This window comes from Streptomyces sp. NPDC059866, assembly GCF_042731325.1.
In the GTDB taxonomy this organism is placed as follows: Bacteria; Actinomycetota; Actinomycetes; order Streptomycetales; family Streptomycetaceae; genus Streptomyces; species Streptomyces flavusporus.
Genome location: NZ_JBHWJT010000029.1, coordinates 31,178 through 44,887 on the forward strand (window position 1 = coordinate 31,178; position 13,710 = coordinate 44,887).

General features: G+C 70.6%; 14 protein-coding genes. 9 read left to right on the forward strand and 5 right to left on the reverse strand.

Annotation, left to right across the window (positions count from 1 at the left end):
• Positions 1-24: 24 nt before the first annotated feature.
• The 3 genes from ACFV7R_RS35310 to ACFV7R_RS35320 are packed head-to-tail and all read right to left on the reverse strand — an operon-like array spanning position 25 to position 3,235.
• Positions 25-1,173: an acetyl-CoA C-acetyltransferase gene (locus ACFV7R_RS35310; RefSeq protein ID WP_385271014.1), complete on the reverse strand. Its 1,149-nt coding sequence runs from the start codon at positions 1,171-1,173 to the stop codon at positions 25-27.
• A gap of 26 nt (positions 1,174-1,199) precedes the next feature.
• Entirely contained in the window at positions 1,200-2,246 is a 1,047-nt protein-coding gene (locus tag ACFV7R_RS35315; protein ID WP_385271017.1) for a zinc-binding alcohol dehydrogenase family protein, read from the reverse strand.
• Entirely contained in the window at positions 2,243-3,235 is a 993-nt protein-coding gene (locus ACFV7R_RS35320) for a hypothetical protein (protein ID WP_385271020.1), read from the reverse strand. Before ACFV7R_RS35320 ends, ACFV7R_RS35315 begins: the two co-directional genes overlap by 4 nt.
• Before the next feature lie 92 nt (positions 3,236-3,327).
• On the opposite strand from ACFV7R_RS35320, the gene ACFV7R_RS35325 reads away from it, so the two are divergent.
• Together ACFV7R_RS35325 and ACFV7R_RS35330 are read left to right on the forward strand one after the other, a co-directional pair.
• A complete protein-coding gene (locus tag ACFV7R_RS35325; protein ID WP_385271023.1) occupies positions 3,328-4,422 on the forward strand; it encodes an LLM class flavin-dependent oxidoreductase in 1,095 nt (364 codons plus the stop codon).
• A 1-nt stretch (position 4,423) separates the two neighbouring features.
• Positions 4,424-4,876, forward strand: a complete 453-nt coding sequence (locus ACFV7R_RS35330; RefSeq protein WP_385271026.1) for a nuclear transport factor 2 family protein — start codon at positions 4,424-4,426, stop codon at positions 4,874-4,876.
• Positions 4,877-4,881: 5 nt separating this feature from the next.
• On the opposite strand, the gene ACFV7R_RS35335 is transcribed toward ACFV7R_RS35330, so the two are convergent.
• A complete protein-coding gene (locus ACFV7R_RS35335; protein WP_385271029.1) occupies positions 4,882-5,622 on the reverse strand; it encodes a hypothetical protein in 741 nt (246 codons plus the stop codon).
• Between the two features lie 153 nt (positions 5,623-5,775).
• On the opposite strand from ACFV7R_RS35335, the gene ACFV7R_RS35340 reads away from it, so the two are divergent.
• The 3 genes from ACFV7R_RS35340 to ACFV7R_RS35350 are packed head-to-tail and all read left to right on the forward strand — an operon-like array spanning position 5,776 to position 8,060.
• The gene (locus ACFV7R_RS35340; protein ID WP_385271032.1) at positions 5,776-6,252 is read left to right on the forward strand and encodes a hypothetical protein; all 477 of its coding nucleotides are present in this window, start codon (positions 5,776-5,778) and stop codon (positions 6,250-6,252) included.
• Positions 6,249-7,271, forward strand: coding sequence for a phosphotransferase family protein (locus tag ACFV7R_RS35345; protein WP_385271035.1), 1,023 nt, complete (start codon positions 6,249-6,251; stop codon positions 7,269-7,271). The genes ACFV7R_RS35340 and ACFV7R_RS35345 overlap by 4 nt, the downstream gene beginning before the upstream one ends.
• A gap of 9 nt (positions 7,272-7,280) precedes the next feature.
• Positions 7,281-8,060, forward strand: coding sequence for an enoyl-CoA hydratase/isomerase family protein (locus ACFV7R_RS35350; protein ID WP_385271038.1), 780 nt, complete (start codon positions 7,281-7,283; stop codon positions 8,058-8,060).
• Positions 8,061-8,233: 173 nt separating this feature from the next.
• On the opposite strand, the gene ACFV7R_RS35355 is transcribed toward ACFV7R_RS35350, so the two are convergent.
• Positions 8,234-9,739 (reverse strand): class I adenylate-forming enzyme family protein, encoded by a 1,506-nt coding sequence (locus ACFV7R_RS35355; protein ID WP_385271041.1) that lies wholly within the window; start codon positions 9,737-9,739, stop codon positions 8,234-8,236.
• A 119-nt stretch (positions 9,740-9,858) separates the two neighbouring features.
• Between ACFV7R_RS35355 and ACFV7R_RS35360 the strand changes: the two genes are divergently transcribed.
• The 4 genes from ACFV7R_RS35360 (at position 9,859) to ACFV7R_RS35375 (ending at position 13,696) form a co-directional block, all read left to right on the forward strand.
• Positions 9,859-11,412, forward strand: coding sequence for a class I adenylate-forming enzyme family protein (locus ACFV7R_RS35360; protein ID WP_385271044.1), 1,554 nt, complete (start codon positions 9,859-9,861; stop codon positions 11,410-11,412).
• A gap of 51 nt (positions 11,413-11,463) precedes the next feature.
• Positions 11,464-12,615 carry an acyl-CoA dehydrogenase family protein gene (locus ACFV7R_RS35365; RefSeq protein WP_385271046.1) on the forward strand — a complete coding sequence of 384 codons (1,152 nt, stop codon included), beginning with the start codon at positions 11,464-11,466 and terminating at the stop codon, positions 12,613-12,615.
• On the forward strand, positions 12,612-13,151 hold the full coding sequence (locus tag ACFV7R_RS35370; RefSeq protein WP_385271049.1) for a VOC family protein: 540 nt from the start codon (positions 12,612-12,614) through the stop codon (positions 13,149-13,151). The genes ACFV7R_RS35365 and ACFV7R_RS35370 overlap by 4 nt, the downstream gene beginning before the upstream one ends.
• 92 nt (positions 13,152-13,243) lie before the next feature.
• A complete protein-coding gene (locus tag ACFV7R_RS35375) occupies positions 13,244-13,696 on the forward strand; it encodes a nuclear transport factor 2 family protein (protein ID WP_385271052.1) in 453 nt (150 codons plus the stop codon).
• Positions 13,697-13,710: the final 14 nt, after the last annotated feature.

The following is a 13,710-nucleotide window of genomic DNA, read 5'->3' on the forward strand; positions in this document are numbered from 1 at the left end:
GTCCGAGCACACGCCCCGGGCGGGTCAGAGCGCTTCGATGATGGTGGCGTTGGCCATGCCGCCGCCCTCGCACATGGTCTGGAGGCCGTAACGCCCCTTCGTGCGACGCAGGTTGTGCACCAGCGTGGTCATCAGCCGGGCGCCAGTCGCGCCCAGCGGGTGGCCGAGGGCGATCGCTCCGCCGAGCGGGTTGGTCCTCGCCGGGTCGATGCCCAACTCTTGAAGCCAGGCCAGCACGACGGGCGCGAACGCCTCGTTGATCTCGTACTGGTCGATGTCGTCGATCGACAGGCCGGCCTTCTTGAGCGCCTGCTGCGTCGCCGGGATGGGCGCGGTCAGCATCAGGATCGGGTCGGCGCCGGTCACGCTCATCGTGTGCACCCGGGCCAGCGGGGTCAGGCCGTGGCGCCCGACCGCGGCCTCGGAGGCGATGACGAGCGCGGCGGCGCCGTCGGAGATCTGGCTGGAGACGGCGGCGGTGATCCGGCCGCCCTCGGTCAGCGTCTTGAGTCCCGCCATCTTCTCCAGCGAGGTGTCCGGGCGCGGCCCCTCGTCGGCCCTCAGCTCGCCGAAGGGGACGATCTCGGTGTCAAAGGCACCGGCGGCCTGCGCCGCGATCGCCCGCTGGTGGCTGCGGAGAGCGAACTCCTCCATCGCCTTGCGGGTGATCCCCCACTTCTCGGCGATCAGCTCGGCGCCGCGGAACTGCGAGACCTCCTGGGTGCCGTAGCGGCCGGTCCAGCCGGGGCTGTTGTACGGGGCGCCGAGGCCCCGCTGCGCGCCGACGATCGCCGGGCTGGAGATCGGCACGAGGCTCATCACCTCGACGCCTCCGGCCACCACCAGGTCCTGGGTGCCGGACATGACGCCCTGGGCGGCGAAGTGGACGGCCTGCTGGGAAGAGCCGCACTGGCGGTCGATCGTGGTGCCCGGGACATGCTCGGGCAGCCCGGCGGACAGCCAGGCGGTGCGGGCGATGTTGGTGGACTGGGCGCCGAGCTGGTCGACGCAGCCCAGGATGACGTCCTCGATGTCGCCGGCGTCCACACCGGCGCGCTCGACGGCCGCCTTGACGGCGTGCCCGGCGAGGTCGGCGGGGTGGACGCCGGCAAGGCTGCCCTTCCGGCGCCCCACGGGGGTACGGACGGCACTGACGATGTAGGCCTCGGCCACGTGTCTTCTCGCTCTCAGGAAGGTCTTCAGACGGTGGGGGGCACGGTGACGACCGTGCGGCCGACGGAGCGCCGACCGGCAAGGAACTCGTGTGCCGCGGCGATCTCCGATGCGGGGAAGACCCGCGCGACCACCGGTTCGACGCCGTGGTTCTCGAACAGGTCCAGGACCCGGGCCACAGAGGGGCGGACCAACTCCGGGTTGCTGCGCAGCCAGTTGCCGAGCGTGAAGCCGGACACCGAGACGCCCAGCTCGAACAGCGTGTGCAGCCGGAACCGGCTGCTGCCCCGGCCGCTGCTCGCGCCGACGCTGACCAGGCGTCCGCCGGGCGAGACGCACTCCAGGCTGCGGCCGAGGACGTCTCCGCCGACCGACTCCAGCACCAGCGGCACTCCGCGTCCGCCGGTGACGTCCCGGACCACGTCCGCGAAGTCGGTGTCGGTGTAGTTGACGACGACGTCGGCGCCCCACTGCCTGACGCGCTCCAGTTTCTCGTCGGAGCCCGCCGTGGCGATGATGCGTCCCGCCCCGTAGGCGCGGCACAGCTGCACGCAGGCCGAGCCGTACGCACCCGCCGCCGCCTGGATCAGGACGTCCTCGCCCTGCTGCAGCCGGCCCATCGTCATGATCGCCGCGTCCGCGGTGAGGTAGGGGCCGGCCGCGCCCGCGGCCTGGGCGTCGTCGAGGGCGGCGGGCACGGGGTAGAGCTGCTCGGCGGGCGCCGCGATGTACCGGGCCGCGGCGCCGCCGCGCGGGATCACCCCGAAGACGCGGGTGCCGGGCGGTGGGCCCTCGGTGTACGGACCGGCGCCGACCACCACTCCGGTCAGGTCGTGGCCGGTGACGTACGGCGGCTCGGGCGCGCCCGGGTACTTGCCCGCGCGCTCCAGCAGGTCGGCCCAGTTGACCGCGAAGGCGCGCACCTCGACCAGCAGCTCGCCGGGGCCCGGCACCGGGACCGGGACGTCGTCCCAGCTCAGCACCTCGGGCCCGCCGTGCCGGGCGAAGCGCAGGCCCTTCATGACCGGGCCGACGAGGCCGCCCGGGCCGGCCGCACGGCTTGCGGCGCTCATACCTCGTTCATCCCCGCCGGGACGCCGCCGGTCATGCGGTCGTGGTACTCGCAGATGCCGTAGCCGGTGGCACCCTCGTAGTCGATCTTCATGATGACCTCGGCCAGCCGGGCCACCTCGCCGTTGCGGCGGTTGCGCAACGGAACGTTGTGGAAGACGCTGCCGCTCGCTTCCACCTGTTCCCCCGACTCGGTGGTCATGGAGACCCGCATCGCGGTCGGGTAGTACGGGGCGTCGCCGTACTCGCTCTTGACGGTGACCCTGTTGACCAGTTCGACGACACCGTCGCGCAGCACCATGCCGTTGCCGGGCGAGCGGGTGTCGCCGATCTTCTGGCTCCATGCGACGAAGCCGTTCCGCTCGTCGACCATGCAGGAGATCCAGCGCCAGTAGTGCGGCCCCTGCCACTTGCGCGGGCCCCAGGAGTGGTCGCGGAAGCCGAGGCCGTTGATCTGGCGGCGCTCGCCCTCGACGTCGACCCAGCCCCGGACGCTGCAGGGGCCCTGATAGTGGCCGACCGCAATGCTGTCCTCGGCGCCCTGGATGCCCGAGCCGCCGCCGAGGCCGTAGACCGGGACGACGTTGTCGTAGTGCAGTTCCAGCTTGACCGGGACGACCGGGCTGGTGGTGAAGGCCTTCTTCGGGTCGGCCAGGTCGGTGCCCTGGTTCAGCAGGTATGACGTACCGTCAAAGGTGACCTTCATCTTCTGCAGCGGCTCGACGACCTCGAACTTCAGGCCCGCCGCCTCGAACTTGTCGTTGCTGCTGATCTCCGCGCGGTCGAAGCGGATCGCCGCCTTGCCTCCCGGCAGGTAGAGCAGGACGGTGACTTCGGCGTGCCCCTCGTTCACGCGGTTGCCCATCCGGATCAGGACGGCGAAACCTGACTCACCGTCCACGAAGTTGTAGTAGGCCGACTCGTTGAACTGCGGGTGGCCGGTCGGCTCGTGCATGTACTCGTCTTCGGCGAGGATCGGCGTGTTGACCATGCCTCTATTTGACCCTTCACGTTAGATGTTATGCAATACTGAGCGGCAAGTTTTTTAACGTAACACGTCAGATCCAAGGGAGTGGGGCGCCCATGCGGAACAGCGGTGGCGGCAGTCCGGCCGGGTCCGGCCGGAGGGTGCGGATCGGCATGATGCTGACCGGCGGCGGGGGCATGACCGTCCCCGACATGGCCGAACTGGCCGCGCGGGCGGAGGGCGCCGGGTTTCACGGGGTCTACGTGGCCGAGGCGTGGCGCTCCGGCTTCGTCCCCCTGGCCGCGATGGCCGCCAGGACCGAGCGCGTCGCCCTCGGGCCGTACGTCCTGAACGCGCACGCCCGCACCCCCCTGATCGCGGGCATGAGCGCGGTCGACCTGGACGAGCTGACCGGTGGCCGCCTGGTGCTCGGCGTCGGCAGCGGCAACCGGGTGACCAACGAGAGCTACCAGGGCGTGCCCGTCGAGCGGCCGCTGCGCAAGATGCGCGAGTACGTCGAGCTGATGCGGCTGGTCATCCGGGCCAGACGGGGTGAGCGCCTCGACTACGAGGGCGAGATCCACCGGATGGCCGGCTGGACCTGCCAGGTGGACCCGGTCCGCCCGTCGATCCCTGTCCATCTGGCCGCGACCTCGCCCCGGATGACCCACGTGGCGGCTTCCGTCGCCGACGGGGTGGCCCTGGGCACGGTCCAGTCGGCCGAGTTCGTCGCCGCAATCGCCGCCGAATGCCGACGGACCTCGGGACGCGAGGACTTCGGCGTCATGATGGCCTCCCTGATCGCCGTGGACGACGACCCCGAGCGGGCCCGCGACGCGGCCAGGGCGGCCGTGGTCAACCTGTACGCGGGCAAGCCGCACCCGCACTACGACTCCCTGCTGCGCCGGCAGGGCCACGAGCGCGTCGCCGACGAGGTGGACCGCTTCGTCCGCGCCGGAGATCTCGACGCGGCACAGCGCGCGGTCACCGACGAGGTGGTCGAGCAGCTGGTCATCGCGGGCACCCCCCAGGAGTGCCTGGCCAGAATCCGGCAGTACGGGGAAAGCGTGGACGAGCTGCTGTTCGTCCACGTGGGCAGCGGGATGCGCTACGAGGTCGGGAGGGCTGCCGACAGCCCCGGGCGCGCCCTGCTCGACTCCTACCAGCCGCTGCTCGACCTCGGCGAACTCGCCGCGAAGGAAGGGGCCTGACATGGCAACGATGGAGCAGAGGATCGCCCGGTCGCTCGCGGACTACTGCGACCGGCTGGACCGCTACGACGTGGACGAGGTCCTGGCGCTGTTCGCCCCCGACGGCACGTACGACTTCGGCTTCGGCCGGATCTTCCGCGGCCTGGACGAGCTGCGCGTCCTCTTCAGCCGGGTCGAGGCCTACCGGGCGACCAGCCACCACGTGAGCAACATCGTGGTCGACCCCGGCCCGGGCGGGGACACGGCCACGGCCCGGTCCGCGTTGTACGCCTACCACGTGCGCCGCGAGGACGAGAGCGAGGTGCACGTCTGGGGCCAGTACCACGACCGTTTCGTGCGAGTGGGCGACGCGTGGCTGGTCAAGGAGCGCAGGCTGCGCGTCGCCGCGGAGCGCGGCACCCGCCCCGAGGACGGCCGGGCGACGCTGTACGAGCCGCTCCCCCGCTCGGCGTGACGGCCTCAGCGGCGATCGAGTCCGCACCGCTCCTCCACCCGGTAGCCGCGGACCGGCTTCCAGTAGGGGTCCTGGAGGACGGCGCGGACGCCCGGCCGGGCGAACCAGTCCTCCGCCCACTCCCGCTGGTCGAAGTAGAGCTCGACGAACGCCTGGCGCGAGGTCTCGGACAGCGTCTCGGGCAGCAGACGCTGTCCGGGCTCGTCCACCGGCGCCGTCACCCCCTCCGCCTCCACGTGGTCGACCAGGATCTGCCGGATACCGAAGGCCGCCGACGCTTCGCCCTCGAGCACCGCCATCTGCTCGCGCAGGTGCTCGGCGGCCGAGCCCGGGTCGGCGCCGTCCGGGCGGTCGAGCTCGAAGACGTACTTCTCCAGGGCCGTCTGCCCGGACATGCGGTCGAGCACAACCTCCTCGCGCACCCGGAACGGGCGCAGGTCCCGCAGGAAATTGCGGTGGTCCTCCACGACCAGTTCGCGGAGCCGGTCCGGGAGCTCGAGGCCGCGGCCGGGGAGGAAGCGCATGACGATGAAGCGGAACGCACGCGGGCGCTGCTCCCAGCCGCCGGCGAGGTCGTACTCGGCCACGGCCCGGGCGATGTGGTAGCTGACGACCTGGTCCATCTCCCGGAGGAAGTGCCGGGCGAAGCGGGTGTGCACCGCCAGGTAGTGCCGGTCCGCCTCGTCGGCCGTCACCGTCGACAGGGGCAGGAAGTGGGAGACCGTCTTGTCCGTCGCCTGGTCCATGGAAGATATTTGACCATTGACGTCATGCGTCAGACAACGACCATTGCATTAATTTGACGTTTTACGTTAAGTTTTAAGAACTGTCCGCATCGATCCGAAGGCATCCCTATGCGACCGTCCCCGGATGAGCTGCTGGCCAGCCTCCGCCTGTCCTTGAACGACACCATCCTCCCCAAGGTCGAGGACCGCTGGGCACGCTACGTCGGCACGGCGATGGACCTCGTCATCCAGCACCTCCGGCTCCGCCTCGCCGGCGAGCTGGACGCCCTGGACGAGGACAGCGCCGACATGTCCGTCGTCCTCGCCGGGATCGGGAGCCGGGCCGCCGCCCTGGGCGCCCGATCCGACGGGACCCCCGGGCTCCGCTGGGCGGAGCTCGCCGAGTTGCTGCCGGCCTCCGCCGACGGCGCGGGAGGCCATGACCTCGGTGACGCGACCGCGCGGAACGAGCGGCTGCGCAGCAGCGTCGTCGCGGTGATGCACTGGCTCGACGAGACCGACGCGCACGGTGAGAACGCCGACGTGCGGGAGATGAGGGACGAGGTGCACCGGCTCGTACGGCGCCAGGTCGACCGCACCAAGCCGATGGCCGCCCCGCTGTTCATGGCCTTCGGCCCGGTGGCGTCATGAGCGCCGAGGCGCCTGCCGCGGGCGGACTCGACAGCGCCCTGGTCGGCGCGTACCTCCGGGACCGGCTGGGAGCGGACTCACTCGACGTCACCTCGCTGAAGCGCAACGTCGGCGGGATGTCCCGGGAGACCTGGTTCGCCGACGTCACCGGCGCGCGCGACGGGCAGCCGTTCTCCGACGCGCTGACCATCCGCGTGGACCATCCGGAGGGGTCGGTCGTGCCGGTCAGCCTGGAGCGGGAGTACCGCACGTTCGCCGCGCTCACCCCGACGCAGGTCCCGGTCGCCGAGGCGCTGTGGTACGAGACCGACGAGGCTCTGATCGGCCGCGCCCCGTTCTACGTGCGCCGCACGGTCGCCGGCTCGGCGTCCGCCGGGCGGCTGTTCAAGCCGGGCAACGAGGAGATGCGCCGCCGGATCGGCACGGGGCTCGCCGAGAAGCTGGCCGCCGTCCACACGCTCGACTGGGAGAAGGCCGGGCTGGGCGACTTCATGGCCGTACCGCAGCGCCCGGAGGACTGCGCCCTGCTTGAGCTGGCGCACTACGAAGAGGCCTACCGCGCCGCCGGCCCCGAGCCGATGCCGGTGGTCGAGGCGCTGTTCTCCTGGCTGAAGCGCAATGTCCCGACCGAGGTGCAGCGCACCTCGCTGGTGTGGGGCGACGTCGGCATCGGAAACTTCATCTATCGCAACGACCAGGTGGTCGCGCTCACCGACTGGGAGCAGGCCCACCTCGGCGACCCGATGAAGGACTGGGCCTCGGCACTGTGGCGGGGCGCGGACGCGCTGCTGCGGCGCGAGGAGATGTTCGAGGTCTACGAGAAGGCCAGCGGACTACGGATCGACGAGGACCGGATCAGGTACTACTCGGTCTTCATCGACGCCGAGTACATCTGCACGTCCTTCCCACTGCTCGGCGAGTTCGGCCCGGACCAGACGAGGGACGCCACGTTCGCCCGCCTCGGCATGGGCGTGCCCTACATGTGCATGGACCACGGTCTGCGCACCATCGGCTACTGAGGAGCACCTGTGTCACTGGAGACCTCGCTCACCGACCAGGTGGGCACGATCGAGCTCAACCGGCCGAAGCGGATGAACGCTCTTACGGTCGAGCTGGTGGAATCGCTCGGGGACGCGGCGGCCTCCCTCGTCGAGTCCGGGGCCCGCGCCCTGGTCCTCACCGGACGGGGCCCGACCTTCTGCGCGGGGGCCGATCTGTCCCTCGTGGACCAGGCGCTGGCCGCAGACCCGCACACCGTGCTCAAGCCGCTGGTCAGCGGGCTGCACGACTCGATCAAGCGGCTGCGCGACCTGCCCGTCCCGCTCGTCGCCGCCGTCGAGGGGCCCGCAGTGGGGGCCGGTCTCGGCCTGGCGCTCACCGCCGACCTGCGCGTCCTCGGCAAGGGCGCCCGGCTCATCCCCGGCTACATGGGCATCGGCTCGTCCCCGGACGGCGGGGTCTCGTACTTCCTGACCCGGATGCTCGGCTCCGCGCGTGCGGCCTCGCTGCTGCTGCGCAACCGGCCGGTCACCGCGGACGAGGCGATCGCCCTCGGTCTCGCGGATTCGGTCGCCGAACAGGGCTCGGCAACCGAGGCCGCCCAGCAACTCGCGGCAACCCTGACCGGAACGCCGCCGCTGGCGCTGCTGCGGGTGCGCGAGCTGGTCGACCGGGCGACACTGCTCGGCCTGGAGGAGCAGCTTGACCTTGAGCAGCAGCGGGTGACCGAGCTGTGGGACACCCATGACTTCACGGAGGGCGTCCGTGCCTTCCTGGAACGCCGCAAGCCGGAGTTCCGCGGCGACTGAGCCGGGACACCGACCGGCGGGCCCCCACACGAACGCGGCTGGTCATCGCCGGCGACCGGGCCGCCCTGGCAGCAACGCCATGGCGCAAGGACAAGCGCCGCCCGGACCGGCCGCCCCCGCACTGGCGGTGGCGACAGGTCCGCGGCGGCGCGGACGTGCTTGCGGCGGCCGCGCTACCCGTCCGCCAGCATCGCGCGCAGCTGGTGCTTGAGCACCTTGCCGGTGACATTACGGGGGAGCACGTCCACCCGCACCCAGCGTCGCGGCACCTTGTAGCCGGCGAGCCGCTCCCTGGCCCAGCCGGCCAGTTCGTCGTCGTCCGGTGTCGGTCCCACGACCACGGCGGTGACCACCTGGCCCCAGGTCGGGTCCGGCAGACCGACCACGGCGACTTCGCCGAGCTCGGGATGTCCGGACAACGCGGCCTCCACTTCGCGCGGGTATACGTTCTCCCCGCCCGTGATGATCATGTCATTGCGCCGGTCGGTGATGTGCAGGTAACCGCGGCTGTCGCGGTAGCCCATGTCGCCGGTGTGCATCCAGCCGCCGCGCAGCGCCTCGGCGGTGGCATCGGGGCGGTTCCAGTAGCGCTCCATCACCGACGGCCCGCGGCAGACGATTTCGCCGACCTCCCCCGGGGGAACCGGGACGTCCTCGTCGTCGACCACCCTCACCTCCAGGCCCACCGCCTCGGTCCCCGCGGACGCCAGCCGTTCGGTGTCGGTCGGGTCGTGGTCCGCGGGCCGGAGTATGGTCTGCCCGCCGGTCTCGGTCATACCGTACTGCTGGTGGAAACCGCAGCCGAAGCGTTCCATGGCGCGGCGCAGCGGACCCGGCTCGATGGAGGACCCACCGTAGATGATCAGACGCAGCGCGGAGAGGTCGGCCGTGTCGATGGCGGGGCTGTCCAGCAGCATCGCGGCCATCGTGGGGACCACGCCCGTGGTCGTGACGCCCTCCTCCTCCATCGTGCGCAGGGCGAGGGCCGGTTCGAACTCCGGCAGCATCACCACGGTGGCGCCGACGACGGTGTGCGCGTACGCGAGGAACGCGGCGATGTGGAACATCGGCAGGCCGGCCTGGTGCACGTCGCCGGGACGCACTTCGAGCTCGACCGCGTTGATCATCACGCGTGCGGTGAATCCGAGGCGGTCCACGACGGCTCCCTTGGGGGATCCGGTGGTGCCCGAGGTGTACAGGATCGTCGCGGGGAGCCCGGCGTCGTCCGGGTCGGCTCCCGGGTCGGGGGCGGCCGCGTCCAGGGCGGCGTCGTACGAGGGGAGCTCACCGGGGTCGCCCAGTCCCAGCAGGTGCGGGATGCCGGTGTCGGCGGCGAGGGACGCCGCCCGCTTCTCCTCCCTGCGCCCGGCCACCAAAAGGGCTGGGGAGCAGTCGGCGAGGATGAACCGCAGTTCGTGTTCGGTAAGACGGACGTTCAGGGGGACGAGGGCGAAGCCGGAGCGCAGGCAGGCGGCCTGGATCTCCAGGTACTCCGGCTCGTTGGCGGCCAGCAGCGCCACCCGGTCACCGGGTGCGAGACCCAGTGCCCGGAGAGCCGCACCCAGCCGTCCCACCCGGTCGTCCAGCTCGGAGAAGGAGATACGCCGGCCGTGGCCTGTCACAGCCGTCCTGCCTCCGCATCGGGCCGCCGCTCCACGAACGAGATCGAGGTAACGCATGTCGCCGCCTCACACAGAGTTGATATCAGCATCTTACGTTCATCGTTAGATCACGCTACAGTGGCCGCGGCGGGAGTACCAGGGGGCGGACGTCCCCCCTGACTGCGAGGAGCGCGGGAATGCTGGTCAGCGACATCGTTCGCCGCAACGCACAGTTCTTCGGCGACAACGAAGCAGTGGTGGTACCCGGAGGTGTCATCCGGACATGGGCGGACCTGGATGTCCGCACCGACAAGTTCGCCAACGCCCTGATCGGCCTTGGGCTTGCCAAGGGGGATCGAATCTCGGTCTTCGCCCCGAACTGCGGAGAATACATAGAGTTCTTCTTCGCCACAGCGAAATCCGGAATCATCGGCGCGGCCACCAATATCCGCCTGTCCCCGTACGAGTTGTCCTCCTACCTCTCCTACGTCGAGCCGAGCGCTGTCCTGGTCCACGCCGAGCTCGCCGAGGCTGCCGACGCGTGGCTACCCGACGTCCAGTCGGTCAAGCACGTCATCGGCTTCGGGGGCGACCACGGCTTCGACCTGGACCTGGAGGAGCTGATCGCGGCCGCACCCGCACAGCCGCCCGCGGTCGGCCTCGATGAGGACGACATCTACCAGCTCGGCGCGACCAGCGGCACCACGGGCATCCCGAAGGCCGCGATCCTCACCCACCGCAACGCCATCGCAGCGATGCTCAACTGGGCGGCCGAACTGCCGACTCCGGAGCGCGGCACCGCCCTGCAGTGCATTCCCCTGTTCTTCAACCCCGGTGGCCCGGCCGGGCTGCACCCGGTACTGATGAAGGGCGGCCGCACGGTGGTCCCGCGCGCGTTCGACCCCATCGAGTTCCCCCGGCTGGTCCAGGAGTACCGGGTCACCAACACGATCATCGTGCCGACGATGGTGCAGATGGTCGTCTCGCAGCCGGGCATCGAGGAGTACGACCTCTCCTCCCTGCGCGGGATCATTTCCGGCGGATCGGCGTACGTCCTCGGCGTCCTCGAGCGCGCCCGGCAGATCATCGGCAAGGTCATCTATCCCCTGTACGGCATGGCGGAGAGCTATTCGTGCGGCGCCATACTGCGGCCGGAGAACCAGTTCACGGAGGGCACCGAGCAGCAGATCCGGCAGCTGTCCTCCGTCGGCAAGCCATGCGCGCTGATCAAGCTCCGCGTCGTCGACCCGCTCGGCAACGACGTGCCGCACGACGGCACGACCTCCGGCGAGATATGGATGAGCGGCGACTCCATATCCCCCGGCTACTACCGGATGGAGGAGGAGACCGCGAAGAGCCGCGAGGGCGAGTGGTTCAAGACCGGGGATGTCGCCGTCATCGACGGCGAAGGATTCATCACCATCGTCGACCGCCTCAAGGACATGATCATCACCGGGGGCATCAACGTCTTCAGCGTCGAGGTCGAGCGGGTCCTGCAGGACCACCCGGACGTCGAGCAGTGCGCCGTCATCGGCGTTCCGCACGTCAGGTGGGGCGAGGCGATCCACGCCGTCGTCCGCCGCCGCGCCGGGTCGGCCCTGACCGAGGAAGAGCTTACCGAGTTCGCCGCTCAGCGCCTGTCCGGCTACAAGAAGCCGCGCTCGGTCGAGTTCGTCGACGAACTGCCCATCAGCGCGACCGGGAAGATCCTCAAGAAGGAGCTCCGCGCACAGCACTCGGCACGCGGCTGAGCCGTCGCGCCCTTCACCGCCAGCCACGCGACACGCCAGGAGACAGACGGCATGGACTTCACCATCAGCCCGGAGCACCAGCAGCTCCGCACGACCCTCCGGGAGTTCTTCGAGACGGAGGCCCCCATCGAAGAGGTGGCCCGCTTCGACCGGGACGAGGAGTTCAACTCGGAGCTGTACCGCAAGGCCGCCGGGCTCGGTCTGTGCGGTATGGGCTTCGGCGAGGAGTACGGCGGCACCGGCGCCGACCAGATCTCGATCTGCATCGCCGTCGAGGAGGTCGCGCGCGCGAGCGCCGCCCTCGCCTACGCCTGGCTGCCGACGGCCACGTTCTGCGCCAAGGGCATTGCCCAGTACGGCACGGACGAGCAGAGGAAGGAGATCCTCCCCCGGGTCGCCGACGGCACCGTGCGGATCGCCATGGGTCTGTCGGAGCCGGAGGCCGGATCGGACCTGACGCGCCTGTCCACCCGGGCCGTGCGCGACGGCGACGACTTCGTCGTCAACGGCCAGAAGGTGTTCACCACCGGCGCCGACACCGCCGACTACATCTTCGCGTTCGTCCGCACCGACCCGGACGCGAGCGCGTCCAGTGGCCTGTCCGTCCTCCTGGTCCCCAAGGGCACCGCGGGCCTGACGGTACGGCCCCTGCGCAAGCTGGCCGGCCAGGCCACCCACACCTGCGAGGTCTTCCTCAACGACGTCCGGGTCCCGAAGGAGAACCTGGTCGGCGAACTCGGCCGGGGCAGCGCCATCATCTTCGGCCTGATGGACGCGGAGCGGATCTACGTCGGCGCCGAGGGCACCGGGCTGGGCCAGGGGGCGCTGGACATGGCGCTGAAGTACGCCCAGGAGCGCGTCCAGTTCGGCAAGCCCATCGTCGAGCACCAGGCGGTCGCGCACATGCTCGCCGACATGGCGATGGACGTGCAGACCTCCCGGCTGATCACCTGGCATGCCGCGTGGAAGCTCGACCAGGGCCTGGACTGCACCATGGAGGCCTCCATGGCCAAGGTGCACGGCTCCGAGGCCGGTACCCGATGCGCGGCCCGCGGGATGCAGATCCTCGGCGGCTACAGCTACATGGTGGAGTACGGCATGGAACGCTACTGGCGCGAGACCAAGCTGTACGAGATCGCCGGCGGCACCAACCAGATCATGCGCAACATGATCGCCAAGCAGCTCGGCAGGCGGGGCCTGTGATTGCGCCGGACACCGACCCGAACTCGTCCCCGGCCGTCCCCGGGCTCCCGCTGGACGCCGCGTTCGACCACGTCGCCGTCGCGGCCCGCAGGATCCGGGACCTGCTGCCGCTCTACCGGGACACGCTTGGTGGCGAGTTCTACCTGGGCGGCGACAACGCCAGGGTCGGCTACCGCGGCCTCCAGCTGACCTTCCGAGGCGGTGGCAAGGTCGAGCTGCTGGAGCCGCTGGAGGGCTCGACGTTCCTCGACAGCTTCCTGCGGCGCAACCCGCTTGGCGGCCAGCACCACGTCACGTTCACGGTCACGGACATGCCCGCGACCATCGCCTCCCTGGAAGGACTCGGCTACCGGGTGCACGGAGCGTCGGAGGCCGATCCCGACTGGCACGAGGTCTTCCTCCACCCGCGGGAGGCCTTCGGCACCCTGCTCCAAATCGCCCGCCCCGGCCCGGGATACGGCCGTGCCACGGACTACACGCTCGACGACGTCCTCGCCGGCAAGGCCCCCAACGGCTGCGGGCTCCCCAGCCCCTGAGCACGCCCGAGCAGTCCGACCAGCCCCGGAACAGATTCCTACACCGACCCGACGCGACCACCGGTCCCGCCCGACACCCAGGAGCACGCACCATGGTCTCCGACCACGCCATCAGCCAGATAGAGATCCGCGATCTCACCGCCCGCTTCACCGACGCGGTCAACCGGCGCGCCCCCAAGGAGCTGGCCGACCTCTTCACCGACGACGGCGAGTGGCACGTCCCCGGCGTCCCGGTGGCGAGCGGGCGCGAGGCGATCAGCGCCGTCCTGCACAGCCTCCTGAAGAACTTCGCGCGGCTGGTCCAGCTCACCCACAGCGGGCACATCGACGTCGCGGGCGACACGGCCACCGCGACCTGGTACATCACTGAGAACGCGGAGGACGCCGACGGCAACGCCTTCGCGTTCACCGGCGTCTACACCGACCACCTGGTCAGGACCGAGTCCGGCTGGCGTTTCGCCAGCCGCTCCTTCGACTTCCTCCACCGCACCAGGCCGGGCTCCCCGGCCCGCTGGTACCCGCACCCGCGCGCCGAGGCCAGCTGACGACCGCTTCTATC

Bases quoted from the DNA above. Each gene is read 5' to 3' on its own strand.
- ACFV7R_RS35315 (WP_385271017.1), bottom strand. From the start codon at position 2,246: ATGAGCGCCGCAAGCCGTGCGGCCGGCCCGGGCGGCCTCGTCGGCCCG.
- ACFV7R_RS35320 (WP_385271020.1), bottom strand. From the start codon at position 3,235: ATGGTCAACACGCCGATCCTCGCCGAAGACGAGTACATGCACGAGCCG.
- ACFV7R_RS35325 (WP_385271023.1), top strand. From the start codon at position 3,328: ATGCGGAACAGCGGTGGCGGCAGTCCGGCCGGGTCCGGCCGGAGGGTG.
- ACFV7R_RS35330 (WP_385271026.1), top strand. From the start codon at position 4,424: ATGGCAACGATGGAGCAGAGGATCGCCCGGTCGCTCGCGGACTACTGC.
- ACFV7R_RS35335 (WP_385271029.1), bottom strand. From the start codon at position 5,622: ATGGACCAGGCGACGGACAAGACGGTCTCCCACTTCCTGCCCCTGTCG.
- ACFV7R_RS35345 (WP_385271035.1), top strand. From the start codon at position 6,249: ATGAGCGCCGAGGCGCCTGCCGCGGGCGGACTCGACAGCGCCCTGGTC.
- ACFV7R_RS35355 (WP_385271041.1), bottom strand. From the start codon at position 9,739: ATGCGTTACCTCGATCTCGTTCGTGGAGCGGCGGCCCGATGCGGAGGC.
- ACFV7R_RS35360 (WP_385271044.1), top strand. From the start codon at position 9,859: ATGCTGGTCAGCGACATCGTTCGCCGCAACGCACAGTTCTTCGGCGAC.
- ACFV7R_RS35365 (WP_385271046.1), top strand. From the start codon at position 11,464: ATGGACTTCACCATCAGCCCGGAGCACCAGCAGCTCCGCACGACCCTC.
- ACFV7R_RS35375 (WP_385271052.1), top strand. From the start codon at position 13,244: ATGGTCTCCGACCACGCCATCAGCCAGATAGAGATCCGCGATCTCACC.